This is a genomic window from Roseospira visakhapatnamensis, assembly GCF_014197915.1.
GTDB classification, from domain to species: domain Bacteria; phylum Pseudomonadota; class Alphaproteobacteria; order Rhodospirillales; family Rhodospirillaceae; genus Rhodospira; species Rhodospira visakhapatnamensis.
This window is the reverse complement of sequence record NZ_JACIGK010000013.1, coordinates 120320-144849: the sequence shown is the minus strand read 5'-3', so window position 1 is coordinate 144849 and position 24530 is coordinate 120320. Positions and strand designations below refer to the sequence as shown.

Annotated in this window: 21 protein-coding genes; 8 read left to right on the top strand and 13 right to left on the bottom strand. The window is 70.5% G+C overall.

Annotation, left to right across the window (positions count from 1 at the left end; genetic code table 11):
• Positions 1-88: 88 nt before the first annotated feature.
• Positions 89-1417, top strand: a complete 1329-nt coding sequence (istA, locus tag GGD89_RS10375) for an IS21 family transposase (RefSeq protein WP_281396705.1) — start codon at positions 89-91, stop codon at positions 1415-1417.
• 1 nt (position 1418) lies between these two features.
• Complete coding sequence (gene istB, locus GGD89_RS10370; RefSeq protein ID WP_184044893.1) at positions 1419-2150, top strand: IS21-like element helper ATPase IstB; 732 nt, start codon at positions 1419-1421, stop codon at positions 2148-2150.
• Between the two features lie 835 nt (positions 2151-2985).
• Here istB and GGD89_RS10365 read toward each other — a convergent pair.
• The 3 genes from GGD89_RS10365 to GGD89_RS10355 form a co-directional block, all read right to left on the bottom strand.
• The gene (locus tag GGD89_RS10365) at positions 2986-3777 is read right to left on the bottom strand and encodes a DUF4198 domain-containing protein (protein ID WP_184044891.1); all 792 of its coding nucleotides are present in this window, start codon (positions 3775-3777) and stop codon (positions 2986-2988) included.
• Between the two features lie 48 nt (positions 3778-3825).
• Entirely contained in the window at positions 3826-4158 is a 333-nt protein-coding gene (locus GGD89_RS10360) for a hypothetical protein (protein WP_221238409.1), read from the bottom strand.
• A gap of 79 nt (positions 4159-4237) precedes the next feature.
• Positions 4238-4768, bottom strand: coding sequence for a transposase (locus GGD89_RS10355; protein WP_184044889.1), 531 nt, complete (start codon positions 4766-4768; stop codon positions 4238-4240).
• 647 nt (positions 4769-5415) lie between these two features.
• On the opposite strand from GGD89_RS10355, the gene phnD reads away from it, so the two are divergent.
• From phnD to GGD89_RS10340, 3 genes are all read left to right on the top strand, one after another.
• A complete protein-coding gene (gene phnD, locus GGD89_RS10350; RefSeq protein ID WP_184044887.1) occupies positions 5416-6330 on the top strand; it encodes a phosphate/phosphite/phosphonate ABC transporter substrate-binding protein in 915 nt (304 codons plus the stop codon).
• A gap of 153 nt (positions 6331-6483) precedes the next feature.
• The gene (locus GGD89_RS10345) at positions 6484-7512 is read left to right on the top strand and encodes a M14 family metallopeptidase (protein WP_184044884.1); all 1029 of its coding nucleotides are present in this window, start codon (positions 6484-6486) and stop codon (positions 7510-7512) included.
• On the top strand, positions 7509-8147 hold the full coding sequence (locus GGD89_RS10340) for a 2-hydroxychromene-2-carboxylate isomerase (RefSeq protein WP_184044882.1): 639 nt from the start codon (positions 7509-7511) through the stop codon (positions 8145-8147). The genes GGD89_RS10345 and GGD89_RS10340 overlap by 4 nt, the downstream gene beginning before the upstream one ends.
• On the opposite strand, the gene GGD89_RS10335 is transcribed toward GGD89_RS10340, so the two are convergent.
• Genes GGD89_RS10335 through GGD89_RS10325 form a run of 3 tightly spaced genes read right to left on the bottom strand, consistent with a single transcriptional unit; the run spans position 8119 to position 11250 of the window.
• Complete coding sequence (locus tag GGD89_RS10335; protein ID WP_184044880.1) at positions 8119-8826, bottom strand: polysaccharide deacetylase family protein; 708 nt, start codon at positions 8824-8826, stop codon at positions 8119-8121. The genes GGD89_RS10340 and GGD89_RS10335 overlap by 29 nt on opposite strands.
• Positions 8813-9982, bottom strand: coding sequence for a glycosyltransferase (locus GGD89_RS10330; RefSeq protein ID WP_184044878.1), 1170 nt, complete (start codon positions 9980-9982; stop codon positions 8813-8815). Before GGD89_RS10330 ends, GGD89_RS10335 begins: the two co-directional genes overlap by 14 nt.
• A 2-nt stretch (positions 9983-9984) precedes the next feature.
• Positions 9985-11250 (bottom strand): sulfotransferase, encoded by a 1266-nt coding sequence (locus GGD89_RS10325; RefSeq protein WP_184044877.1) that lies wholly within the window; start codon positions 11248-11250, stop codon positions 9985-9987.
• A gap of 308 nt (positions 11251-11558) precedes the next feature.
• Between GGD89_RS10325 and GGD89_RS10320 the strand changes: the two genes are divergently transcribed.
• Positions 11559-12392 (top strand): 3-oxoadipate:acetyl-CoA acetyltransferase, encoded by an 834-nt coding sequence (locus tag GGD89_RS10320; RefSeq protein ID WP_184044874.1) that lies wholly within the window; start codon positions 11559-11561, stop codon positions 12390-12392.
• 23 nt (positions 12393-12415) lie between these two features.
• Here the strand turns inward: GGD89_RS10320 and GGD89_RS10315 are convergent, their stop codons facing one another.
• From GGD89_RS10315 to GGD89_RS10300, 4 genes are all read right to left on the bottom strand, one after another.
• On the bottom strand, positions 12416-13282 hold the full coding sequence (locus GGD89_RS10315) for a bile acid:sodium symporter family protein (RefSeq protein ID WP_184044872.1): 867 nt from the start codon (positions 13280-13282) through the stop codon (positions 12416-12418).
• Between the two features lie 108 nt (positions 13283-13390).
• Entirely contained in the window at positions 13391-14308 is a 918-nt protein-coding gene (gene menA, locus GGD89_RS10310) for a 1,4-dihydroxy-2-naphthoate octaprenyltransferase (protein ID WP_184044870.1), read from the bottom strand.
• 46 nt (positions 14309-14354) lie between these two features.
• A complete protein-coding gene (locus GGD89_RS10305) occupies positions 14355-15086 on the bottom strand; it encodes a ubiquinone/menaquinone biosynthesis methyltransferase (protein WP_221238408.1) in 732 nt (243 codons plus the stop codon).
• A 147-nt stretch (positions 15087-15233) separates the two neighbouring features.
• Entirely contained in the window at positions 15234-15725 is a 492-nt protein-coding gene (locus tag GGD89_RS10300) for a type II toxin-antitoxin system RatA family toxin (protein ID WP_184044868.1), read from the bottom strand.
• A 534-nt stretch (positions 15726-16259) separates the two neighbouring features.
• On the opposite strand from GGD89_RS10300, the gene GGD89_RS10295 reads away from it, so the two are divergent.
• A complete protein-coding gene (locus GGD89_RS10295; protein ID WP_184044866.1) occupies positions 16260-16682 on the top strand; it encodes a hypothetical protein in 423 nt (140 codons plus the stop codon).
• Between the two features lie 30 nt (positions 16683-16712).
• Here the strand turns inward: GGD89_RS10295 and GGD89_RS10290 are convergent, their stop codons facing one another.
• Both GGD89_RS10290 and GGD89_RS10285 read right to left on the bottom strand, forming a co-directional pair.
• Positions 16713-18227 (bottom strand): UbiH/UbiF/VisC/COQ6 family ubiquinone biosynthesis hydroxylase, encoded by a 1515-nt coding sequence (locus GGD89_RS10290; RefSeq protein WP_343058580.1) that lies wholly within the window; start codon positions 18225-18227, stop codon positions 16713-16715.
• Positions 18224-18952 carry a hypothetical protein gene (locus tag GGD89_RS10285; RefSeq protein ID WP_184044864.1) on the bottom strand — a complete coding sequence of 243 codons (729 nt, stop codon included), beginning with the start codon at positions 18950-18952 and terminating at the stop codon, positions 18224-18226. The genes GGD89_RS10290 and GGD89_RS10285 overlap by 4 nt, the downstream gene beginning before the upstream one ends.
• A gap of 361 nt (positions 18953-19313) precedes the next feature.
• On the opposite strand from GGD89_RS10285, the gene GGD89_RS10280 reads away from it, so the two are divergent.
• Positions 19314-21728 (top strand): FtsK/SpoIIIE family DNA translocase, encoded by a 2415-nt coding sequence (locus tag GGD89_RS10280; RefSeq protein WP_184044862.1) that lies wholly within the window; start codon positions 19314-19316, stop codon positions 21726-21728.
• Positions 21729-22748: 1020 nt separating this feature from the next.
• Here the strand turns inward: GGD89_RS10280 and GGD89_RS10275 are convergent.
• A complete protein-coding gene (locus GGD89_RS10275) occupies positions 22749-24443 on the bottom strand; it encodes an NAD+ synthase (RefSeq protein ID WP_184044860.1) in 1695 nt (564 codons plus the stop codon).
• Between the last annotated feature and the right edge of the window lie 87 nt (positions 24444-24530).

Below are 24530 nucleotides of genomic sequence, written 5' to 3'. Positions count from 1 at the left end.
GATCGTCCGAGATGAAGTTCGCCATCACCCGTTCCCGATGACCTGAAACCCGCTCCGATTCTATCCGAGACCGCCCAAATCCGACAGACTGCTAGACGGACTTCTGGACGAGAACGAGACGCGGCCGGCGCGGGATCGGTTGAACCGTTGCCAGATTTACGAGGCGCTGGTGGCCCAGGGGTACGCCGGCAGCTACGACGCGGTGCGTCGGTATGCGGCGCGCTGGCGGGAGGGCCGCCGCCGGGCGGGCGATGGGGTGACGGGCGCTTTTGTGCCCCTGGCGTTCGCGCCGGGCGAGGCCACCCAGTTCGACTGGTCCGAGGAGTGGATCGTCCTGAACGGGACGACGACGAAGGTGCAGGTGGCGCACATGCGGCTGTGCCACAGCCGGATGCCGTTCGTCCGGGTGTCCCTGCGCCAGACGCTGGAGATGGTGCTGGATGCCCATGTGCGGGCGTTTGCATTCTTCGGCGGGGCCTGCGGGCGCGGCATCTACGACACCATGAAGACGGCGGTGGACGTGGTGCTCTCCGGCAAGGAGCGGCGCTTCAACCGGCGCTTCGAGGTGATGTGCTCGCACTACCTGGTCGAGCCCGTGGCCTGCACGCCGGCGGCGGGGTGGGAGAAGGGGCAGGTGGAGAACCAGGTGGGGACGATGCGCGGTCGGTTCTTCCGGCCCCGGCCCCGGGTCTCCAGCCTGGAGGAGTTGAATCGCTGGCTTGAGGAGTCCTGCCGGTCATGGGCGCACGGAGCGCGCCATCCCGAGCAGCCGGAGCGGACGGTCTGGGAGGTCTTCGAGGCCGAGCGGGCGGCGTTGCGCGCGGCCCCGGTGCCGTTCGACGGATACCGGGAGGTGGAGACGACCGCCTCGCGGACCTGCCTGGTTCGCCATGAGCGGAACCAGTACAGCGTGGCGGCTTACGCGGCCAACGGCCCGGTTCAGCTGCGGGTGTACGCCGACCGGATCGTCATCATGAAGGATGGTGTGGTGATCGGCGCACACGCGCGACGCTTCGGGCGCGGCGAGGTGTCCTACGATCCCGTCCATTACATCCCGATCCTGGTGCGCAAGCCGGGCGCGCTGAGGAACGGCGCGCCGTTCAGGGACTGGCGGATGCCGGCCGGCCTGGCCCAGGTACAGCGCCGCCTGGGGCGGTCCGACGAGGCGGATCGGCAGTTCGTCCGCATCCTGGCGGCCATCCCGGAGCATGGCGTCGAGGCCGTGGACGCGGCCTGCCGGGAGGCGCTGGCGCAGAACACCTGCCGTCCCGACGTCGTTCTGAACATCCTGCACCGACGACGGGACGGATCGCCGGAGCCGCCCGCCGCCATCCCCACCCACCTGACCCTGGCGGTGTCGCCGCGGGCGGACTGTGCCCGCTACGATGCCCTGCGCGCGGCCAACGATGGCGGCTGAGATGGAGCGTCCTGAGATCCTGGAGATGATGCGCGCGTTGAAGCTGGCGGGCATGCGGGCCGCTTACGACGAGGTGTTGCGCGACGGTCTGAACCGGAACCGCCGACCGCAGGAGATTCTCGGCGACCTGCTGCGCGCCGAGATCGCGGAGAAACGGGCCAGATCGATCCGCTATCAGCTCGCCGCCGCCCGGTTCCCGGTGACCAAGACGCTGGAGGAGTTCGACGTCTCGGCGGCCAGCGCGGTCAACGAAGCGGTGGTCCGCACCCTGCACGATGGAGACTTCCTGGCCACCCAGCGCAACGTGGTGCTGGTGGGCGGCACCGGCACGGGCAAGACCCATCTGGCGACGGCCATCGCCGCCCACTGCATCCGTCAGGGGGCGCGCGGCCGGTTCTTCACGGCCATCGACTTGGTCAACCGGCTGGAGGCGGAGGCCCGGGCCGGGAAGGCCGGCCGCCTGGCCGACCAGTTGCGCCGGGTTGACCTGATGGTGCTGGACGAACTGGGCTATCTGCCCTTCGCCCAGAACGGTGGTCAGCTGCTGTTCCACTTGGTCAGCCGTCTGTACGAGACCACATCAGTGATCGTGACGACGAACCTTGGCTTCGCCGAGTGGGCGTCCGTCTTCGGCGACGCGAAGATGACCACCGCGCTGCTCGACCGGCTCACCCACCACTGCGACATCCTCGAGACCGGCAACGAGAGCTGGCGGTTCCGCAACCGCTCCTGAACGCTGCCCAGGCGGGTCCACAGGTCCCTCCCCGCCGGGCCCCGCCGCCGGCCCCTGACGGGTGCGGCGGCGCCCGGCCGGGACCCTCCCGTGGACTGCCTGGACAGCCCTACTCAACCGCCAGTGTGGGGCTGTTTTGCACGCCGATCCCGGGGCACTTTTGGACGCCGATTGACATTTGTCGTGCTTCACCTGCAACGCCTGAACGCTTCGATTGATCAGGGTCGCCTTCAAGGCCGCCAAAGCGCGGAGGCGCGGTAACACGCCCACAAGTGCGGGGGCCAAGACACGCTGGTTATCCAAGCAGGATGACGGTGGTCACGAGATTGCTGGCGTACAGGATGACGGTGCCGATGGCGTGCGTGTGGCCGGAGACGATACACTATTTGGATGCACTGCCTGCCTCTCGATCTCTTTTATAAGCACCATGGCCCACGAAAGCCAACCGCACACAGTGTGGTGGGGTCAATGGTGGGGCAGAGCGGAACAAGGGGTTGAAAGGGGGTAAGCTGCCGCGCGGCGCCACACAAGACGAGTACAGCATGCCGAATGTTGCCAGGGCTGACATGGGCCGATAGCGTCCGCGACAGGATGGTGAGAAATCGGGTCTCCAAGGGATGCTCCCATGGGTGGTGTCTCCACCCGGAGGAGAATCGATCTCACCATCCACCGCCACCCCAAAATGCGCCCTGTCGTGTCGTGTGGGCAAGGTCACGAGAACACGGGAGGCGCGCGGGCGACCGACCGGGAGGACCCAGGCCGGCCGGTCGCCGCGCGTCGGTCATGGGCACACCTTCCCCGTTGCGCACCCGCGACCGAAGGGCTGGCCGTCCGATCAGGGCAGTTCTTGCGCGTGCACCCAGATGACGGCGTCCTGGCTCAACTCCTTGCCCTCGTGCTCGGTGTCCGGGCCGCTGCCCAGGGCCGCGAAGCCCCAGAACCCGGCCTTGGGGAGTCCGAAGGTGAACATGCCGTCGTGACCGGTCATAGCCACCAGGGCGCCGCCGGACGGCGGTTCGGCGGTGACCGGACCCGGCGTGTTGGCCTCCATGTCCGGCGGGGCGGCCAGGTACTCGATCTCAATCTCCGCGCCGGCCACCGGCTTGCCCTCGGACAGCAGCAGGCCCGAGAAGGTGGAGCCGGCCAGCACGTTGGTGGGCTTGTTCAGGGGTACGATCTCGGTGGGCAGGCCGAGGGGCTCGTTCCAGCCCGTGGGGATCTCACCCTTGTTGAGGAAGCTCTTGGTGATCTGCTGGATGTAGATGTCCTCGCTTTCCTCGTAGTAGGGCGCCGGGGTCAGGGCGACGATGTAGTCGCCGTTGCGCTTGACGGGCAACGCCGCTTCGTAGGCCTGCGCCTCGTTGTGGGCGGCCTTGAAGGTGAAGGGTGTCAGCTTGTCGGTCAGGTCGATGGCCTCGCCCTTGAAGTGTACAACCAGGGATTCCGGCTGCGTCATGTCCATGGCGTGGCCGTTTTCCATGGGATGCCAGAAGATGAACTTCATGGGCACCTGGGCCGGGGCATCAAGCACCACGGTCGGCGTATAGGCGAGCTGGAAGTGGGCCAACGCCGGGGTGGCGGTCAGCGCGAGCGCGGCGGCGGCGGCACCCAGGAGGGGTCGCGTCATGAGAATGTCCTCTGCTGGTGGTCGGGCGATGGGCGGGGCGGGCCGTCGTCAGTAGATGTCGTCGGCCGGAATGGTGATCTGGTGGCCTTCGCCGGCATCCATGAGGACGCTGAACGCACCGTCCGGCCGGGTGAAGGTGATTTCGCTGTTGGCGTCCATCTTGTCTTCCACGAGGACACCGCCCTCGGCGTCCAGCACGCGCACGGGAACGCCGCTGGCCGACGAGCCGTCGGAGAAGCCGGCCTCGCACAGCACGGTTCCGTCGCCGTTGTCGTAGCAGGAGAACAGGGCCGTATGGGCCTGGGCGGCGCCGGTCATCAGGACGAGTCCAAGGGGCAGGCTCGCCAGGGCGGTCCAGCGTGAGACGGTCCGTGTGTGCATGGGGAAGCACTCCTTTGAGTCAGGGGGTGAATGGGGTGTCTCTTGAGGAGACGGGGGTCCTCGCGGATGGCCGGCGCCGTCAGGTGGTGGCCATCTGCGCCAGGGTGGCCTGGGGGCCGGACGGCCGCCGCACCGGCCGGGGGAAGCCGCGCTCGGTGGTGATGAAGTCGATGCGGCCGCGCTCGACGGCCCGATGCATGGCGAGCAGCAGGGGGTCCTGGGGGCTGGCCTTCAGGCGTTGCACCATCGACCAGGCGGTTTTGTAGCTGACGCCGGTGTGTCGCTCGATACGGGCCGGCAGGCCGGCGACGGGCGTTCCGGTCGCCAACGCCAGGGCCACCAGCCAGCGGCCGGTCGGCACGTTGGACCGCTCCATCACGGTGTTGCGCCGGGGGGAGTACTGTTTCCGGCAGGCCGCGCATTTGAACCGCACGCCGCCCGAGCGGAGGCAGGTCAGGCGGTAGCACTGACGGCCGCCGCAGTGGGGGCAGGTGGGGCGTCCCTTTGGCCAGCGCAGCGTTTGCAGGACGGTTTCGGCCATGGAGGCGTCCATCAGCAGATCCGTCAGGGATATCAGGTCCGGCACGTCCGGGTGCGGGAGCGGGGGCATGGTCTGGTCCTTGTCCGTGTCCTGGCGCCGCGTCGACCCAGTCGGCGCGGTCCGTGGAAAGGGTGGGGGGCGAACGCGGGGCACCCGATCGCGAGGCGCCAATCCCTATCCTTCAGATGGTATTGGAAATAAGAACGAATCTCAACATCGAAAGGCATGTCGCCTCCGAAACCGGTTGCGGCATGCAAAACCACGTCAGGTCAAGGACCAAGGGGATCGCAAGGGTACTCTTGAATGACCAACGAGAATGGTTGGTCTGCTAAAAGACAGGGTCGGACCGAAGACAGGGGGGCGGCGGAACAGCGTCCCGTGCCGTCTTGCGGAGGTATCGCCGTGCAGGCCACCATCTTCACGGTGTTTGGTCACGGCACCGGCACCGGCACCGGGTTCAGGTCAACCCCGGTCACGGGTCCCTGTAAGGTTCTCCATCTCCCGGTCGCTCGCTGACGGTTAGCCTGAGTCCGTCGCCCTGCGTGCGTGGCGCGGGAGGTTGTGTTTCATGGCGTACTCGTGATCCCATGTCGGGATCGTCTCGGGACCGTTTTGGGGGGCGGTCGACGCGGTGTCGATGGAGCGGCGGCCCGCGGGGGCGGGCCAGGACTCGGGCGTGCCTCGGCCGAACCGCGAGCCAGGAGGACCGGATCCCCATGAGTCAGACCAGGATCGCCACCCGGCATGGAGCCGCCCGGCGTGCACTCGTCTCCGGCCTCGTCTCGGGCCTCGTCTCGGCGATGCTGCTGATGGGGCTCGCGCCCGCCATGGCTGCCGACGAGGGGGAGCCTCCGGCGCCCCTCAGCCTGGGGTTCATGCCCTATCTGAACGCCGAGCACCTGATCGAGAAATACACGCCGCTGGCACGCTATCTCTCCGAGGCCCTGGGGCGTCCGGTGCGCGTGACCGTGGCCAGCAACTACGCCGAACACATCCGCCTGACCGGCGAGGACCAACTGGACATCTCCTTTCTCGGCGGCAGCCCCTATGTGGTGATCGGCGATACCTACGGCCGCAAGCCGCTGCTGGCGCGCTACGAGTTCGACGGCCAGGCCACCTTCCGGTCGGTGATTCTGGTCGCGGCGGACAGTCCCGTCGAGGACTTGGCCGACCTGTCCGGCAAGCGTGTCGCCTTCGGCAACATCAATTCGACGCTGAGCACCCAGGTGCCGGTGTTCATGCTCATGCGCGCCGGGGTGCGGCTGGAGGATCTGGCCGACTACAAGCACTTGCGCAATCACGAGAACGTGGTTCTCGGGGTGGCGTTCGGCGACTTCGATGCCGGCGCCGTCGCCGAGGAGGTGTTTCGGGAAAGCGGGGACGCCGCCGTCCGCGTCCTTGCCTACTCCCCGGCGCTGTCGACCCACGTGTTCGTGACCCGCGCAACGCTGGCGCCGGAGCTTCGCGCGGCCATCACCGAGGCCATGACGGCGTTGAGGGATCACCCCGATGGCCCGGCGGTACTGGGCGCGATCAGCGACCGGTTGACGGGGTTCGTGCCGGCGACCGATACCGACTACGACCTGCATCGGGAGATTCTGAGCGAGGTGCTGCCCGTCCTCGATCCGTAGCGCGGATCGCATCGACTCATGATCACCGTTTGATCACGAAGGGATGCGGCAATCCGCGTCACCGCGTCCTGGGGGCGGACGCGTGACACACCTCCGCGACGGATGTTCGATGGTGCGTCTGAGTCCCTCTTCCGCCGGAGGCGATGTCCCCTCATGTCCAGCCTCGTCGTTCAGGATGATCCGGTGGACCTCGTGCCGCCCGACATCGAGGGGTACCGGGACGGCAACACCGGCGTGCCCTGGGTGTACAGCTTCGACTCGGGTCACGACGGGCCGCATGTGATGGTCAGCGCCATCGTCCACGGGAACGAATTGTGCGGGGCCATCACGCTGGATGCGTTGTTGCGGGACCAGGTGCGCCCGGTCGCCGGTCGCCTGACCCTGGTCTTCGCCAACGTGGCCGCCTATCGGCGGTTCGACGCGGCGCGGCCGACCGCCTCGCGGTTCGTCGACGAGGACCTCAACCGCGTCTGGGCGCCGGCGGTGCTGGATGGACCGCGCGCCAGCGCCGAACTGGTGCGCGCCCGGGCGCTGCGCCCGCTGGTGGACACCGTCGACCTGCTGCTGGACCTGCACTCCATGCAGCACCGCACGCCGCCCCTGGTGCTCGCGGGGCCGTTGCCCAAGGGGCGGGCGCTGGCGCGGCGGGTGGGCGCGCCGGCGGTCGTCGTCGCCGATGCCGGGCACGCGGCGGGAACGCGCCTGCGCGACTACGGATCCTTCGGGAGGGCGTCCCGCGATGTGGGCGCCTTCGGGAGGCCGTCCCGCGACCGCGCGGCCCTGCTGGTCGAATGCGGCCAGCACGGGCACCTCGCCAGTGTCGCCGTCGCCCGCGAGGTCACCTGGCGCTTCCTGCTGGCGGCGGGCGTCGTCGACCCGGCCCTCGCCCGCTCGCACCTGCCGGCGGCACCACCCCCCCCGCAGAGGGTCATCGAGGTCACAGAGGCCGTCACCATCGGCGCCGAGGGCTTCACCTTCGCCGGTCCCTTCGTCGGCCTGGAGGTTCTGGGACCGGCCGGGACCCTGGTCGGTCACGACGGCGACCGGCCGGTGGTGACACCCTATGACGACTGCGTCCTGGTCATGCCCTCGCGCCGTCTGGTTCGGGGCCAGACGGCCGTGCGCCTGGGACGGTTCATCGACCCAGACACCAGCCGTCCGATCGAAAGGAGCGGTCCATGACCGTCGCCACCCCCACCCTGACGGCTTATGTCGAGTTCGCCTCCACCTACAGCTACCTCGCGGTGATGCGCCTGGAGGAGGAGGCCGCCCGCGCCGGGGTGACGGTCCGCTGGCGGCCGTTCCTGCTGGGACCGATCTTCAAGGCGCAGGGATGGGAGACCTCGCCCTTCAACCTCTACCCCGCCAAGGGTCGCCATATGTGGCGCGACATGGCCCGGCGCTGCGCCGCGCGCGGGCTGGCGCTCACGCGGCCCGACCCGTTCCCGGTCAACGGCCTGCTGGCGGCCCGGGTGGCCACGGCGATCGCCGATACCGGCGAGCGGGCGCGGGGTATCCGGGCGCTGTTCGCGGCCGAGTTCGCCGAGGGCCGCGATATCGCCGATCCCGCCGTGGTGGCGGCGGTGCTGGAGGGCGTGGGGCTGGACGGAACCGCCCTGGCGGCCCGGGCGGCCGACCCGGCGGTGAAGGCGGCGCTTCGCCAGGCCACCGACGACGCCATCGGCCACGGGGTGTTCGGCGCGCCCAGCTTCGTCACCGCCGACGGGGAGCTGTTCTGGGGCGACGACCGCCTGGAGGACGCGCTGGCCTGGGCGGCGGGGACGGCGGTCAGGCCGGGCCGGCCCCAAGGCGCGTGATCAGCCGCCGCAGGTCCCCGCCCAGGCGGTACTCCAGGTCGAAGGGATGCAGGCCCACCCGCAGCGGCGCGCCGGACGCGGCGGCCCAGGCGCGGTTGGCGCCGTTGAACAGCCGCACCGGCCAGACACGGCCCCATGTGTCGGCCTCGAACCCGACCATGGGCGACGGCGACAGGCGTCCGGTCCGGGCGTCCAGGAGACCGCCGAACACCTCGTACCGGCGGAACGGGAGGTCCCGCAGGCGCGCGCGCGCGAGAGGCCCCATGGCCCAGGCGGGCGGCACGTAGAGGTCCGAGACCATCAGATCGTGCGCGCCGAACCAGGCGTGACAGCGGCGGATGAGCGCGGCGATGCCCTCGGCGTCCAGGGCCAGGTGTTCGGCCACGTCGCGGGAGACCAGCCGGCTATGCAGCCGGTGTTTCCAGCCCCGGATGCGCTCGACCTTGTGTCGCCAGCCATGACCCGCCAGGCGATGCCCGGCGCCCTGCCAGGCCCGGAGCTGATCGATCTGCGCCGGCCTCCAGGCGCGTCCCGGCACCACCAGCAGGTCCACCGGTCCCAGCCCGTGGGACTCCAGCAGGCCCAGCAGGTCGATGACGCGGGACAGGGTCTCCGGCATCACGTCGTGGAGGGATACGATGGCCGCCGGCGCCGGCCGCGACCCGTCACGCGTCGGCATGCCGGGGACCGCCGCCGCCCGCGCCGTCGTCGTCGCGGACGGTGCCATGGGACTCCAGCACATTGAGCCACCCCTTGATGGCCCAGGCGTTCATCTCGCGCGCGCCCTCCGCGCCCAGGACCGCCTTGCGCTGGCGGATGGAGGCATCCAGGCTCGCCACACGGCCCAGGGCTTCGGTCAGGGTCTCGCCATCGCCGATGCGGAACAGGGCGCGGTCCAGCATGGGCCACTCGGTGATGCCACAGTGCGCCGAGACCAGCACGTTGCGCCCCCGCGCCAGCGCCTCCAGCGCGACCGTTCCCAGCGACTCCACGTGCGACGGCAGCACCAGCATGTCGCAGGCGTCCAGGGCCTCGGGCAGGCGCGCGCGTGGCAGCCAGCCCGGTACCTCCAGGTTGGGGAGGTCGCGCGCCTGATCCTCGATGCCGACGCGCAAGGGGCCGTCGCCGATGATGGTGACGCGCATGTCCGGCCGCGCCCGGGCGGCGTCCACCACCGCCTGAACGTTCTTCTCGGGCGCCAGCCGTCCGACGAACAGCACCCGCGTCACCCGCTCCGCCAGGACCCGTACCGGCGGATCGATGAACTGGCGCGGGATCGGCGTGCCCATCAGGTCGACGCGCCGCGCGCCGAGCGCCCGGGCGGCGTCGGCCATGGCGTGGGAGTTGGCCAGCACCACCGCGCCCCGATCGAACAGGAAGCGGTTGGCCAGCCGCATGTAGGATCGGGGGATGGCCCCCACGCTGCTGGACCAGTAGAGGTCGGCCAGGCGTTCGTAGTGGGTGTGGAACCCGACGATCAGTCCGGCGCCCAGGGACCCGGCCAGCCGCGCGCCTAGCAGGCCCCAGGGTCCCGGCGTCGGCACCACGACGGCGTGGGGCCGAAGCGTGGTCAGGCGGCGGTGCACGGTCATCAGGTTGGGCACCAGGAGCCGCTGCGTGGAGTCGCCGGGCAGGGGCAACGACAGACTCCCCAGGTCTGGCGCTCCGCCGGGGCCGAACACGGTCACCTCGGCCACATGGTCGCGCAGATGCTCCACCAGGTCGGCGTAGTAGGCACCGACACCGTTGCGCTCCGGCTCGGCGTCGGATACGACGGCGATCCGCTGGCCACGCGTGTCCCCGGCAAGGCCGGACGTCTGAGACGGGTTCGGCATGGTCACCTTCCCTGCGAGCCGGCAAGCACGGGCGGTCCGGGTGGCCGGCCGGTCGGGGCTTCGCGATCGGCGGCGTGACCGGGGGCCTCGGACGGCCGGTCCGGGGACGTCGCGCGCCCGAACGGATAGGCGGCATGAACCCCGGCAAAGCGACGCCGCAGATCCGCTTCGTCCAGCCCCAGGTCGGACGCCGTGTAGCGATGCGCCGACCGCCAGGCGCGCGACCGCGCCGTTTCTGCCTCCAGGGTCGCGTCGAGATCTGGGTGCACGGGCAACCCCAGGATATCATAAGCGTGCCGCACGGATCGCGAGAGTTCCGTCTTGATCGCCGCCATGTCAAGGATGACGTGGCGCTCGGCCGCCGCCGGCGGCGGCAGAACGCGCAGGAGCGTTTCGTAATATCCGGCCAGCAGTTCCGGCATGCGCGCGCGGAACACGACCCCCTCGGGATCGCCGCCGAACAGGGCCACGCCCCCCTGAACGGCGGACACCTGCGACGGCACCACCGCTAGCGGATCGCGCAGGCAGCAGATGACGCGGGCGTCTGGGAAGGTTTCCAGCAGCGTTCCGGCCATGCCGGCGAAGGCGGCGTTCTTGGACAGCAGCCGCTTGTGGGCGCCGTGCACATACAGATGTCGTTGCAGGATCCGGCGATAGAAGGCTATCAGCCGCCGCCGCTCGCCGTCGGGCATGTCCCGGTCGACGCGGCCCAGGCGCCACAGGGCCTCGGCGCGGGGAAACGGCACCACCAGGATGAAGCAGGCAAGGATCGGCAGCAAGGCGAGGTAGTCTTCCTCGGGCGCCGCGAGATCCATGGCGTGCACGTCGTCGAGGGCACCGAACACCCGGTCTTGCAGCCACCCCAGCACCCGTCCCAGCGGGTGCCCCACCGCGCGGTCCAGCCGCGCCAGGGCCAGCACCGCCTTGCGCTGGATGATGGACGGAGCGAACAGGCATTCCCAGGTGCTGAAGGTGGTCAGGCCGGGGTCGCGGGCCAGCACGCGGTGCAGGGCCGTGGTGCCGCTGCGCGGCACGCCCAGGATGACCAGCGGCGCGCGGATCTCCACCCGGCGATAACCGGGAAACAGCGCCTCGTCGAGCAGCAGGGCCAGGATGTGAAGCAGCATGCCCAGGGTGAACAGCGGGACGAAGGCGGCCATCACCAGCAGTCGATATGCCGTCGGCCGGCGCCGTCCCGGCGGCGGCGCCGCCGCCGCGCGCAACAGGGCGCCGTATCGCGTCAGGCTGTCGCCGACCAGGGAGCCCAAGCGCCTCCTCCCTCTCTTTCGTCCCGCATGCCGTTGGCCCGGGGCGTTCCGCCATGCAACGCAGGCGCGACGGACGCGCCCGAGCCCTCGTGGCCTAAGGGGCCGCGCCGGCCGAGGCAAATGATGGTTTTGCGACGGCGCCCGCTGTCGCCCCGAAGGCATGGAGTGTGCCTGGCAGTGTGCCCGGAGCGTCCCGGCGGACGCAAGGTCGTTGCCGCCGGGCATGGTGGAGGCACCCGTGGACCTGTTAGGCTGCCGCCAGAAGGACCATTTGTGTCCTGAGTGACCATGACTGGAGTAACTGTTTCATGACCACCCCCTGCATCATCACCGTGGCCCTGACCGGCTCGGTCCCGACCAAGGCCAACAACCCGGCGGTGCCGATCACCGTGTCGGAACAGGTCGAGTCCGCGCATGCCGCCTTCGAGGCCGGCGCCACCCTCGCGCACTGCCATGTGCGCAACGACGACGGCACCACCAGTTCGGATCCGGAGAAGTTCGCCCGCCTGATGGAGGGCCTGCGCCGGCACTGCCCGGGCATGATCGTGCAGTTCTCCACCGGCGGGCGTTCCGGCAAGGGCGACGAGCGCGGCGGCATGATCCCCCTGAAGCCGGACATGGCGTCGCTGTCCACCGGATCCTGCAACTTCCCGACGCGCATCTACGAGAATTCGCCTGATTTCGTGGACTGGCTGGCCGCCCTGATGAAGGACAACGGGGTCAAGCCGGAGATCGAGGTCTTCGACCTGTCCATGCTGTTCAAGGCCGTGGAGATGGCCGGGGACGGCCGCATCGTCGGCCCGCTGCACGTCCAGTTCGTGATGGGGGTGAAGAACGCCGTGCCGGTGGACCGCGAGACCTTCGACTTCTACGTCCGGACCCTTGGACGGCTGGCGCCGGAAGCCACCTGGACCGGCGCCGGCATCGGCCGCCACCAGCACACCCTGGCGCGGTGGTCCCTGGAGCAGGGTGGGCATGTGCGCACCGGCCTGGAGGACAACATCCGCTGGGACGCGGACACGCTTGCGCCCTCCAACGCCGCCCTGGTCAGGCGTGCCGCCGACCTCTGCGCCGAGCACGGCCGCCATCCGGCCAGTGTCGTCGAGGCCCGGGCGTTGCTGAGGTTGCCGGCGGCGGGGTGAGCCGCGGCCAGCCGACGGGGCGGTCAGGGCCGGCCCACGACTCCGGTTCGCGCCCGGGCCCGCGCCCAGGCGATGAAGGCCGCCGCCGTCAGGTTCATGAAAAAGGCGTAGAGGATGGCCGGCACCACCATCTCCGGCATCCCCAGAAGGGTGGTGGCGATGAGGATGGCCAGGGCCGCGTTCTGCAAGCCGGCCTCCATGGTCATCGCCACGGCGTCCGCCAGGGGCAGGCGCAGCGCCCGGGCGGTCAGCAGGCCCAGGGTCATGGTGCCGACGTTGAGCGCCACCACATAGGGGCCGATGTCGGCGGCGTGGGCGACCATGGTCTCGCGCTGGCCGACGAAGGCGCCGATGACGATGACCGCGAAGATGGCCGTGGCCAGATGTCGGGCATACGGGCGGGCCGCCTCGGTCAGGCGCGGCCAGCGGTGGTTGATGGCCATGCCCAGGGCGATGGGGACGCCGGTGACCACGAACACGCCGCCCAGGACCTTCTCCAGCGGCAGGCCGACCACCTGGCCGTCGCCCAGCAGCAGCGCCTGGGACACCCCCAGGACCAGGGGCACCGTGACGATGCCGATCAGGCTGGAGAGCGCCGTCATGGACACCGACAGCGCCGCGTTGCCGCCGGCCAGCACCGTCAGCAGGTTGGAGGTGATCCCCCCGGGGCAGGCCGCCAGCACCATCAGCCCCAGGGCGAAGGTCGGCCGGCCGTCGTAGAGCATCACCAGGGCGGCCGCCAGCAGCGGCAGCAGGATCATCTGGTTGACCAGGCCGGCGCCCAGGGACAGGGGCTCCCGCGCGACGCGCGTGAAATCGCGGACGCGCAGGCCGAGGCCGATGGCGAACATGATGAAGCCCAGGCCCAGGGGCAGAAGGATCTCGATCATGCGGGGGTCCTCATGGACGGGAACGGCAAAGGCGGACACGCGTGGGTCATACACGCACCGGCGCCGCGACGCATCTGTCGCGTGCCGATCCCGGATCGCGCCCGTGGATCAGATCACCGCGGTCCACACGATCACCCCCGCGCAGCCGGCCGCCACCAGCAGCAGCTGGAACCGGGCCGTCCGCCCCAGCACGGCGTTGAAGGCGGCGGGGCCGTCGGCGGCGGCGAAGGCCCGCGCCAGCGACACCGCCATGGGCGCGAACACCAGCCCCAGCAGCGCGCCGCGCAGCGCCGGGTCCACCGCCGCTAGGGATACCAACCCCGCCAGGGTGGCGGCCAGCAGGGCCACGTAGACCCGGTCGGCGCCGCGCGGCCCGAGGCGAATCGCCAGGGTGCGGCGGCCGGCCCGGGTATCGCCGACGCGGTCCCGGGCGTTGTTGACCATCAGCACGGCCGCCGCCGGCAGGCCCACCACCAGCCCCATCAGCGCCGCCGCGCCGCTGACGGCGCCGGTCAGCAGGTAGACCACGCCCCCTACGGCAATCAGCCCGAAGAACAGGATGACGAACACCTCGCCCAGCGGCCCCCGGGAGATCGGCCAGGGGCCGGCCGAGTAGGCGTAGCCGGCCAGCACCGACAGCACGCCGATCGCCATGATCGGCCAGCCACCCAGCAGCACCAGCCAGAGTCCGCCCAGCACCGCCAGCCCGAAGGCGGCATGGGCCGCCAACATCACCTGGCCGGCGGTCATCCAGCCGCGTTCCGTCACTCGGGGCGGTCCTTCCCGATCGGCGTCGTCGGTCTCGTTGAGCGTGTCGGCGGCGTCGTTGTGCAGGTTGGTCCCCACCTGGATGGCCAGCGCCGATAGCGCGGCCACCAGCACGACGGCGGGCCGGCTGGCGCCGCTTTCCGCCCAGGCCACGGTGGCCCCGGCCAGCACCGGCGAGATCGACAGCGGCAGGGTATGAGGGCGGATGGCGTGCCACAGGACGACGGGCCAGGGGGGACGGGGGGAGGGTTCGGTCATCAAGGGACCCGTGCTGGAGGACGACGGCGGGACAACGGCCCCGGCCCTAGGCCGGACGTGTTCCAGAGTGGATGGCGGCGATGCCCATGAACAGGTTCCGATACCGCACGGTCGCGAAGCCGGCGTCGCGCAGCCAGCCGGCCAGGGTCTTCTGGTCGGGGAAGGCGCCGATGGAGTCCACCAAGTACCGGTAGGCGTCGGGTTGCCCGGCGACCGCCGCGCCCAGGCGCGGGATCATGCGCCGGGAATAGCCCTCGTAGGCTGGCCGGATCAGCCGCCAAGGCGTGGAAAACTCCAGGCACAGCAGGGTCCCGCCCGGCACCAGGACCCGCAGCACCTCGGTCAGGGCGCCCCGGCGGTCGGTCATGTTGCGCAGGCCGAAGCCCAGGGTGACCACGTCGAAGGTCCGGTCCGCGAAGGGCAGCGCCTCGCCGGCGCCGGCGACCCAGCGAAGGCGCGGGCCGGCGTTGGCCTTGCGCCCGGCGTCGATCATGCCCGTGGAGGGGTCGCAGACCGCCACCGCCCAGTCCTTGTCGGCCATCAGGTCGGCGATGTCGCCGGTGCCGCCGGCCAGGTCCAGCGCCAGGCCCCGGCCGCGCGGCGGGCCGGCCATGCGCCGCAGACGGCGCTTCCACAGGCGATGCACGCCGAAGCTCATGATGTCGTTCATGGAGTCGTAGCGCGGTGCCACCGCGTCGAACATGGCGCGGATGAGCCGACCGTCGGCGCGGCGCGTGGCTTCGTCAAGACCGCAGTCCTGGGACACGGAGTCTGACACGGGTCCTCCCTCGGGTTCGGGACCCGCCCACGACCGGACCGGCCGGGATCCCTGTGCGGCGTGCCCCGGCCCGCGAGGCACGATGAAACAGGCCCGCGACGGGCGCCCGTGATCGATGACGGGCGCGCCATCGTCGCGGCGCGTCCGTCAGCGGCCGGCCTCCCCCCGGGCGGTGTCGGCGCGCGGGACGCGGCTTCCGCCGACGTTCGCGCGGTGCATCGCCGACACGCGCCGGATCAGGGCGGACAGCCCGCCGCGCAACAGGCCCGGATACAGGCGGTCGAACACCACCCCCGCCAGGCGGTCGGCCAGGGCGTAGTCGGCCTGGAGGCGCACATGGGTGCGGGCCGGCCCCCGCTCCGACAGGGTCCAGGTCTGGTTCAGGCTCCGGAACGGACGGTCGGTCGAGACGATACGAATCGTGTGGGGCCGGTCGAAGGTGGCATGCGACAGGAAGGTGGTGGTCAGCCCCAGGCCACCCACCGTCTGGATCACCCGCAGCGCCGCGCCGTCATGCCCGTCGGTGCGCACGGCATGGAAGCCGGGCAGGAACTCGGGATAGCGCCGCACGTCGGCGATCACGTCATAGACCAGCGGGCAAGGAAACCCGACATCGCGGTGCAGGGTGAGGTGGGGCATGACGCGCGGTCCGTCGCTTCGTCCCTGGTCCAATGGAACCCGACCCAGGCGGCCCTGGTGGCCGGGGGCGTTCTCCGCCCACTGGACGGCGACTGACGTCTAGCAGGAAACCCGCGCGGCGCTCAACCGCTTCCGCGTCCACCGCCCTGTCGCGCATCCCCGGGCCGGCGCCCGGAATACCGGAGCAGGGTGCTCCGGATTGCGAAGCGTCAATGAAACCGGTGGGTCCACATGCTACGCATTCTCATCTGTGGGACGTGAGGATCCCCCGTCCGTCGCGGACGCCGCCGCTCCCATCCCCGTCATCCATTCCCCGGACCGATCGTGGGTCCCGGACAGGTCCTGGCGCGTCGTGGCCCTGGGATCGCATCGGGCGATCGCATTCGGCCCGGCGCCGGCGCTTCGGCGGTCGACTGGACTCAAACAGGACGGTCGCGGCGCACGTCGAGGCTTCGGTTCGCCGGGTTTGCGAAAGACCAGACTCGCAAACGGTCACGGGCGATCACCCCGGGGCTCGCAAAGGAGGTGTTTTCCATGGTCATGCGTAGAACTCTCGTCGGCCTGGCTGTCCTGATGTGGGCGTCGGCCGCCTCGGCGGCGGGCCTGGAGGCCGTCTTGCGCTGCGGCCCGGCCGGCCAGCCCGCCGACCTGCTGGCCTGCCTGGGCGACGGCAGCGTGGAGATCAGCCGCGATGGCGAGAAGACCGTCGCCGCTGGCGCGGCGGTCCTGGCCCTGGGTCAGCACGATGACCAGGGCCTGCACGTTGAAGGCCCCAAGAACTTCTCCATCCAGGCCCGCAACCAGAGCGCCGAGCATCCCCTGGTCCTGGAGGTGCGACGGGTGGACGGTACCGTGATCTTCGAGCAGACGGCGCGCCGCTTCGCCACCGTCGCCTTCTATCGCTGCGGCCCGGTCCTCAATTTCGAGTGCCGCGAATATAATTACGAGGATCAGTGATTCTGTCCGCGCGCGGCGGGCTCACCGGCGCTAAAGCGTCCGCCCCTGCATCAGCCGGGGCACACCGCCGATGATGCCGGTGGTCCCCATGGCGTGACGCATGAAGAAGCGCTTCAAGGGCCCCATGCGGTCCACGGCCGCCAGCCCGGCGGTGCGCGCCAGACGCAACGGGCCGATGTCGTTGGAGAACAGGCGCACGATGCCGTCGGTGGCCGCCAGCATCAAAAGGTTGTCGACGCGACGCAGCCGCTCATACCGCGACAGGGCGGCGGGCGCTCCCACGTCCAGGCCCAGCCGGTGCGCCTTGACCAGTTCCTCCACCAGCACCGCCACGTCCCGCAGACCGTAGTTCATGCCCTGTCCGGCCACGGGGTGCATGCCATGGGCCGCGTCGCCCACCAGGGCGAGTCGCTGGTCCGTGTAGCGGTCGGCGAATTGCAGCGACAGCGGATAACTGAAGCGCGGCCCCACGAAGCGCACCTCGCCGAAGTGGTCGCCGAAGCGGGCCATGAACTCGGCCTTGAAGCGGTCCTCGGGCAGGGCCATCAGCGCCGGTACCCAGTCGCGCCGCTCCGACCAGACGATGGACGAGCGGTTGTCCGTCAGCGGCAGGGTGGCGAACGGCCCGCCCGGCAGGAAGTGTTCGATGGCGATGCCGTTGTGGGGCACCGAGTGCTCGACCGTCAGCACGATGGCCGCCTGATCGTAGTCCCAGCCCGTGGTGCCGATCCCCGCGCCGGCCCGGGTGGGCGACAGGCGCCCGTCCGCCGCCACCACCAGGCGCGACCGCAGACGGCGCCCGTCGGCAAGGCGCGCGTCCACCCCGCGCGCGTCGCGGGTCACCTCGGTCACCGTCACCGGGGCCAGCAGGGTGGCGTGCTCCAGCCCGGCCAGCCGCGCCTGGATCGCCCGACGGGTGACCAGGTTCTCGGCCATGTAGCCCATGGGCTCGTCGCCGGCCTCGTGACGGTGGTAGTGCATGTGCAGCGGCGCATCCGAATCGGCGATGCGAATGTCATGGATGGGCTGGCACGCCTCGGCCATGTGGCGCCACAGGCCCAGCGCCTCCAGCACCTTCTGCCCCCCCTGGGCCACCGCCGAGGCGCGGCCGTCATAGCCGTTGTTCATCCAGCCGGCGGGGTCCTCGCGCTCGGCGATCAGCACCGTGACGCCATGCTGCGCCAGCCCGCAGGCCAGGGTGCCGCCGACCAGCCCTCCGCCGATGACCAGCACGTCGGCCGACAGGACCGTCTCGTCCCCCGCCTTGAGGGTGGCTGCCGAGGTGGGCGATGGCTTGGGGGGGGCGGCCTTGCGGCGCGACCGGGTGGCGCGCGGCGCCGGCGCGTCCGCCTGGACCGTCGTCGCGGCCTCGGCCCCGGCCGCCGTTTGGGCGGCGGCTTTCTTGCGGGGCGCGGCCTTCTTCTTTTTCGGGCCGCCCGCCTTGTCGGCCGACTTCGAGGACGGTTTCGCCGATCCGCGACCCGTCCGGCCCGTGGTCTTGCGTGTGCCGCCCGTGTTGACGTCGTCGCCGTTGGTCTCGCTCACCGGGACTCTCCACCTTGAACCGACCCGCCGGCCGCCTCGGCCGGTCGCTTCGGGGGACAGGAGGTGTTGGCCACCTCCGCCACCCACTCCAGCATGACCCGGCCCACCGCCTTGCGGGTGTTGGGAATACGCTCGCCCACGGCCGGGAATCCGGACAGCGGCGTCCGGGTCAGACTGACGTAGTATACGTGGGTGAGATCGCCAGAGAGCCCATGAAAGAATTCCAGGCGCGGGTACGGGTCGCCCTCGGCGTCGTCGGCGGTTCCGTAGCTCAGCGCGAACCCCTGGCTTTGTGGATCGAGGATGAGCGGCACCAGCCGCGCGTGGCGCCCGTTGTAGCAGACCGAACGGTGCTTCAACTCCCGCTCGATCACCTCGGGCTCGGCCCCGTGGCGGGCATATCGGGCGATCAGGTCGGCCACCACGCCGCTGCGCGCCACGATCCGGCCGCGATCCTCGGGCTCGGCCTCCAGGTTGCGGGCCAGCATGCTTCCGGAGGCGTCGCGCACGACCCGCTTTTCGTCCAGGGCCTCGACCCTGGTGATCGGCAGCTCTCCACCCCCGGACTCGGGCTCCGTCTCCTGTCCGTCAAAATCCACGAACAAGGCCACCGCCGCCCCGATCATGGCCAGGAGCGCAAGGGCCACCAGGCATCCCAGCGCTTCCTTGTTGCCCTCGTCGTCATCCGCGACGAGAGGCCGCTTCGATGGCTTGGCCTGTCTCATCACTCCCTCGTTCAGCCGTGCGCCCCGGTGTCCGATTGCCGTATCCGATCACCTCGCGACCCCGGACGTCCGCCGTCCCGGCCGCTCGGCCCGCCGGCCACCAAGCCCCCCGACCGGGCGGATTGTCGCCGAACGCCGCGTCGCGGGCAAGCGCGGCCCGGCGATCCGTGCCGCCCGCCGAGGGGCGAGTCGGGGCGGGTCGGCGACTCACGGCTCTTGCTCCCGACGCCGAACATGGGTATTCTTCAGAAACGAATGAAAAGAGCCGCTATAAGACATTGTAAAAACTTCTTAATATGAACGCCAAGAGACGGCCCGGTCCCGACGGTGGTCGCGGTATGGGCAAAAAGGGCGCGCACCCATGACGAAAAGCGCCGTGGCCCGGCACCGGACACCATTCCTGCCACCCGATCTCGCCCGGGCCCTGGCATGCGGCGGGCGTCGCGCGCTCGGCCTGGTGACGCTGGGCGTCGCCATGGGCACGGCGGCGGCCCTCCTGACCCACTATCCCACCGATCCTTCCTGGAACGTGGCCAGCCCCGAGCGCCCGTTGAACATGATGGGCCCCGCCGGCGCCGTGCTGGCCGACCTGGCCTGGCAGACGCTGGGCCTGGGGGCGGTGCTGGCGGTGCTGGCCCTGGGCGTATGGAGCCTGCGGCTGCTGACCGGCGACCCGATCAAGGGTTCCCCGTGGCGTCCGGCGATCCTCGCTCTCGCGCTGCCCCTGCTGGCGCTTGCCGTGGCGGGCCTGTCGCCGGCGACCACCTGGCCCACCCATGCCGGCCCCGGGGGGATCCTGGGGAGCGTGCTGCTGGCCTGGAGCCTGCACGGCCTGGCCGAGGTCGCGCCCGACGGTTCCTGGGATCTGGTGCCGGCGGCGGTGGCCGGCGTTCTGGGCGCCTGGCTGGCCATCGTCGCCCTGGGGCTGCGCTGGGGCCATCTCCGCGAGGCCCGCGCCGGTCTGCTGGCCACGGGCCGGCGGCTGCTCGCCGCCCTGTGGGCGCCCATCGCCCTGGCGGCCGGTCTGTCCGCCCTGGCGCGGTCCGGTCTGGCGCGCCTGCGCCACGAACCCGTCCTGGAGGACGAGCCCGCCGCGCCGCCTGTCATGCTGTCCGATCCGGCGCCGGCGGCTCCCGCGTCCGGACGCGCCCGGCGCGCCGTCGTCGAGGCGCCCGCTCGTCCGCCGGCGGCCCAGGGCGCCCGCGAGACCCTGCGCGCCCGCCAGGGCAGCCTGTTTCCGGATCCGGCGGAGGATGCCGAAGGGGGCCCGTTGCCGCCGCTGGACCTGCTCAGTCCGCCGCGCGCCACCGAGACCCAGCGCCGCATCAACGAGGAGGCGCTGGCCAACAACGCCCGCCTGCTGGAGGGCGTGCTGAGCGACTACGGGATCAAGGGCGAGATCGTACGCGTGCGCCCCGGCCCGGTGGTCACCCTGTACGAACTGGAGCCGGCGCCGGGCATCAAGACCGCGCGCATCATCGGCCTGGCCGACGACATCGCCCGCGCCATGAGCGCGGTGTCGGTGCGCATCGCCGTCATCCCCGGCAAGAGCGTCATCGGCATCGAGCTTCCCAACGCGCGCCGCCAGGGCGTGAACCTGCGGGAACTGCTGGCCACCGAGGGCTTCGCCAAGGGGGACCTGGCGCTGACCCTGGCCCTGGGTCGCGACATCGGCGGCGGCCCCGTCTTCGCCGACCTGTCGCGCATGCCGCATATGCTGATCGCCGGCACCACCGGTTCGGGCAAGTCGGTGGCCGTCAACGCCATGATCCTGTCGCTGCTGTACCGGCTGCCGCCGGAACGCTGCCGCCTGATCCTGATCGACCCCAAGATGCTGGAACTGTCCGCCTACGACGCCATCCCCCATCTGCTGACCCCCGTGGTCACCGATCCCGGCAAGGCGGTGGTGGCGCTCAAGTGGGCGGTCAAGGAGATGGAGAACCGCTATCGGGCCATGAGCCAGATGGGCGTGCGCAATATTCAGGGCTTCAACCAGAAGGTCGAGAAGGCGCTCGCCGAGGGCGGTCCCGTGGTGCGCACGGTGCAGACCGGCTTCGATCCCGAGACCGGCGAGCCGGTCTACGAACAGCAGGCCATGGACCTGCGGCCCCTGCCCAACCTGGTGATCGTCGTCGACGAGATGGCCGACCTGATGCTGGTCGCCGGCAAGGAGGTGGAGGCCGCCATCCAGCGACTCGCGCAGATGGCCCGGGCCGCCGGGATCCACCTGATCATGGCCACGCAGCGCCCCTCCGTCGACGTCATCACCGGCACCATCAAGGCCAACTTCCCGACCCGCGTCAGCTTCCAGGTGACCAGCAAGATCGACAGCCGCACCGTGCTGGGCGAGCAGGGCGCCGAGCAGCTTCTGGGTCAGGGCGACATGCTCTACATGGCCGCCGGCGGCCGCATTACCCGCGTGCACGGACCATTCGTGTCCGACGAGGAGGTGGAGCGCATCTGCGATCATCTGCGGGGGCAGGGGGGCGGTCCCGACTATGTGGACGCGGTCACCGTGGACGACGAGGACACGGCCGGCGAGGGCGCCGAGGGCGGCGGCGGCGCGGCCGCGACCGGCCACGACCCCTTGTTCGATCGGGCCGTGGCCCTGGTGGCCCGGGAACGCAAGGCGTCCACCAGTTTCGTCCAGCGCCATCTTCAGATCGGCTACAACCGCGCCGCGCGCATCATCGAACGCATGGAGAAGGAAGGCATGGTGGGCCGCGCCAACCATGTGGGCAAGCGCGAGGTGCTGTTGCCGGAGGAGGCCGCCTGATCGACACCCGCCGCCCTGGTCCGGATGCGCCCTCGCATGCCGTCCGGGAAGGACCGGACCTCGCAGGAAGGTGAGTCTGGTGCCCTGAGCCCGCGCCGCACGGCCTGCGGGTCGGGGGGCCGGACGGACCGTCAGATCTGTATCGTCGCGGGGTCCGCCACCGTCAAGGATGGCGCCCGAGGCGCCCCTTGCCGCCGTTCCCGAGTTGCCTCCCGGGAACGGCGGTTTTTTTTGAGGGAGACCATGTCTTGAGGGAGATCATGCCGTCCCGGGTGGGCGTCGCCGCCTCGCCAGGGCCGCCCGGAAGAATGACAAACGGTTCATGTGCCCGCAGGCTTGCGGCAAGGTGAGGTCTGTCATTCTCTCATCATCAAACAGCGGGCACGACACGGCCCCAGCCCCTTCGCGCCAACCGATCCGAGGACAGTCCCTCCACACGGCCACCGTCTTCCAGCCCTTCGAGCATCGTCAGCCAATCCGACCCTCCGCGAACCCCATCCCACCCTGCGATGCGCTTCAGCCACGTGTCGCGATCCCCTCCACGATTGGGTTCCAATTCAGAAAACCGGCGGCCCCTCCCCTCGGGCCGCCGGTTTTCTGTTTTGCTGTGGCGAGCGTGGAGGCGTCGGCGTGGTCGCGGCGGCCGGGCGGCTGGGCAGCGGGGGGCGACGTCAGGGAAGCGCCACATCCGGCGCCGGCGCTGGTCACCGCTGCGCATTAGAACTATGACAGACTTTTCATAATCCGGTAGGACTCCGGTAAGTGCCCGAGTACGATAGTCGGGATATCAACGGTGGGCACGACACGGCCCGCCATCAATGGACCTCATGGCAACCCTTCAGATCAAGTCTCCTCCACGAGCACGCGATCCTGACAGCCAGATCTGTTGACCCTCAGGGTCCGGCACCGTGATCCGCCTCAGCCACGGATCACGACCCCTCCACAGCCGGACTGTCGAACATCAACCGGCGGCCCCTCCCCTCGGGCCGCCGGTTCTTTTTTGCGCGCGAGGGACGGGACCTATCCCGGGAAGCGGTTGGTGATGGGATAGCGCCGGTCGCGGCCGAAGGCCCGCAGGCTGATCTTGACGCCCGGAGGCGCCTGGCGGCGCTTGTACTCGGCCACGTTCAGGAGCCGCCAGACCCGATGCACGATCTCGGGGTCGCGGCCCTCGGCGATCAGGTCGGCCACCCCCTGCTCGTTCTCGATCAGGCCATGCAGGATGCCGTCCAGCACGCCGTACGGCGGCAGGCTGTCCTCGTCCTTCTGGTCCGGGCGCAACTCGGCCGTGGGAGGCTTGGTGATGACCCGCTCGGGCATCACCGGGCCGTCCGGTCCCAGCAGGCCCTCGGGCCGGCCGTGGTCGTTGCGCCAGCGGCTGACCTGAACGACCGTGGTCTTGTAGACGTCCTTCAACACCGAGTATCCGCCGCACATGTCGCCATACAGGGTGGCGTAGCCGACGCTCATTTCCGACTTGTTGCCCGTGGATAGCACCATGGGGCCGAACTTGTTGGACAGCGCCATGAGCGTCATGCCGCGCAGGCGCGACTGGATGTTCTCCTCGGTCACGTCCGCGTGACGGCCGGCGAACAGGTCGCACAGCATGCCGTCGAAGGCGTTCATGGCCTGGGTGATGGGCACGGTGTCGTAGCGCGCGCCCAGCAGGCGGGCGACGCCCTCGGCGTCCTCCAGGCTGTGGCCGGAGGTGTGCCGCGACGGCATCATGACGCACCACACCCGCTCCGGCCCCAGGGCGTCGACCGCCACCGCCGCCGACAAGGCGCTGTCGATGCCACCCGACAGGCCCAGGATCACGCCGGGGAATCCGTTCTTGGTCACGTAGTCCGCCAAGCCCAGCACCATGGCGCGATAGAGGCTTTCCTCGAAACTGGCGCGCGGTTCAAGCGGGGCATTGGCGCACAGCCACGGGCCGTCGCCCGCGCGCATCCAGGCGGTCGACACCACGGCCTCGCGCCAGGCCGGCAGGCGGCCGGCGAGGGTTCCGTCGGCGGCGACGATGAACGAGTCGCCGTCGAACACCAGTTCGTCCTGTCCGCCCACCTGGTTGACATAGACCAATGGCAGGCCCGTTTCCGCCACCCGGGGCAGGGCGTGGTCCAGGCGCTGGTTGGGCTTCTCGACCTCGTAGGGGGACCCGTTGATGACCACCAGCAGTTCCGCGCCCTGGGCCGCCAGGTGCGCGGACACGCGCGGATCCCACATGTCCTCGCAGACCATGATGCCCAGCCGCGTCCCCTTGACCGGAACCACGTCGGGCAGCGGCCCGCGCGAGAACACCCGCACCTCGTCGAACACTCCGTAGTTCGGCAGCAGATGCTTCAGGCCGACGAAGTGGATCTCGCCCCGGTCCAGCAGCAGGGCGGCATTGCCCAGCTTGCGGCGGTCGTCGTCCAGGTCCGTGAAGCGCCAGGGCGCGCCCACCAGCAGCGCCGGGCCGCCGTCGGCCGTCTCCGCCGCCAGGGCCAGCAAAGCCGCCTGCACCGTGTCCAGGAACGCGTTGCGCAGCACCAGATCCTCGGGCGGATAGCCGCAGACCGACAGTTCCGGGAACACCACGAGGTCGGCGTCCTCGGCCGCCGCCCGGGCGCGGGCGGCGCGGATGCGGTCGGCGTTGCCGGGGATGTCGCCGACCGTGGGATTGATCTGGGCCAGGGCGATGATCAAGCGGTCCGCGTGGTCGGTCATGGACATCGGCTCCTTCGCGCCGGGAGAAGCTCCGGGGGATGGTCCCCGGGCCGTCCCGAGTCATACGGCATCCGTTTCCGGCGCCGCCAGAGC

Bases quoted from the DNA above. Each gene is read 5' to 3' on its own strand.
- GGD89_RS10280 (WP_184044862.1), top strand. From the start codon at position 19,314: ATGACGAAAAGCGCCGTGGCCCGGCACCGGACACCATTCCTGCCACCC.
- GGD89_RS10315 (WP_184044872.1), bottom strand. From the start codon at position 13,282: ATGATCGAGATCCTTCTGCCCCTGGGCCTGGGCTTCATCATGTTCGCC.
- GGD89_RS10300 (WP_184044868.1), bottom strand. From the start codon at position 15,725: ATGCCCCACCTCACCCTGCACCGCGATGTCGGGTTTCCTTGCCCGCTG.
- GGD89_RS10365 (WP_184044891.1), bottom strand. From the start codon at position 3,777: ATGACGCGACCCCTCCTGGGTGCCGCCGCCGCCGCGCTCGCGCTGACC.
- GGD89_RS10295 (WP_184044866.1), top strand. From the start codon at position 16,260: ATGGTCATGCGTAGAACTCTCGTCGGCCTGGCTGTCCTGATGTGGGCG.
- istB (WP_184044893.1), top strand. From the start codon at position 1,419: ATGGAGCGTCCTGAGATCCTGGAGATGATGCGCGCGTTGAAGCTGGCG.
- GGD89_RS10275 (WP_184044860.1), bottom strand. From the start codon at position 24,443: ATGTCCATGACCGACCACGCGGACCGCTTGATCATCGCCCTGGCCCAG.
- GGD89_RS10340 (WP_184044882.1), top strand. From the start codon at position 7,509: ATGACCGTCGCCACCCCCACCCTGACGGCTTATGTCGAGTTCGCCTCC.
- GGD89_RS10320 (WP_184044874.1), top strand. From the start codon at position 11,559: ATGACCACCCCCTGCATCATCACCGTGGCCCTGACCGGCTCGGTCCCG.
- GGD89_RS10360 (WP_221238409.1), bottom strand. From the start codon at position 4,158: ATGCACACACGGACCGTCTCACGCTGGACCGCCCTGGCGAGCCTGCCC.
- menA (WP_184044870.1), bottom strand. From the start codon at position 14,308: ATGACCGAACCCTCCCCCCGTCCCCCCTGGCCCGTCGTCCTGTGGCAC.
- phnD (WP_184044887.1), top strand. From the start codon at position 5,416: ATGAGTCAGACCAGGATCGCCACCCGGCATGGAGCCGCCCGGCGTGCA.
- GGD89_RS10285 (WP_184044864.1), bottom strand. From the start codon at position 18,952: ATGAGACAGGCCAAGCCATCGAAGCGGCCTCTCGTCGCGGATGACGAC.
- GGD89_RS10330 (WP_184044878.1), bottom strand. From the start codon at position 9,982: ATGCCGAACCCGTCTCAGACGTCCGGCCTTGCCGGGGACACGCGTGGC.
- GGD89_RS10355 (WP_184044889.1), bottom strand. From the start codon at position 4,768: ATGCCCCCGCTCCCGCACCCGGACGTGCCGGACCTGATATCCCTGACG.
- GGD89_RS10345 (WP_184044884.1), top strand. From the start codon at position 6,484: ATGTCCAGCCTCGTCGTTCAGGATGATCCGGTGGACCTCGTGCCGCCC.
- GGD89_RS10335 (WP_184044880.1), bottom strand. From the start codon at position 8,826: ATGCCGACGCGTGACGGGTCGCGGCCGGCGCCGGCGGCCATCGTATCC.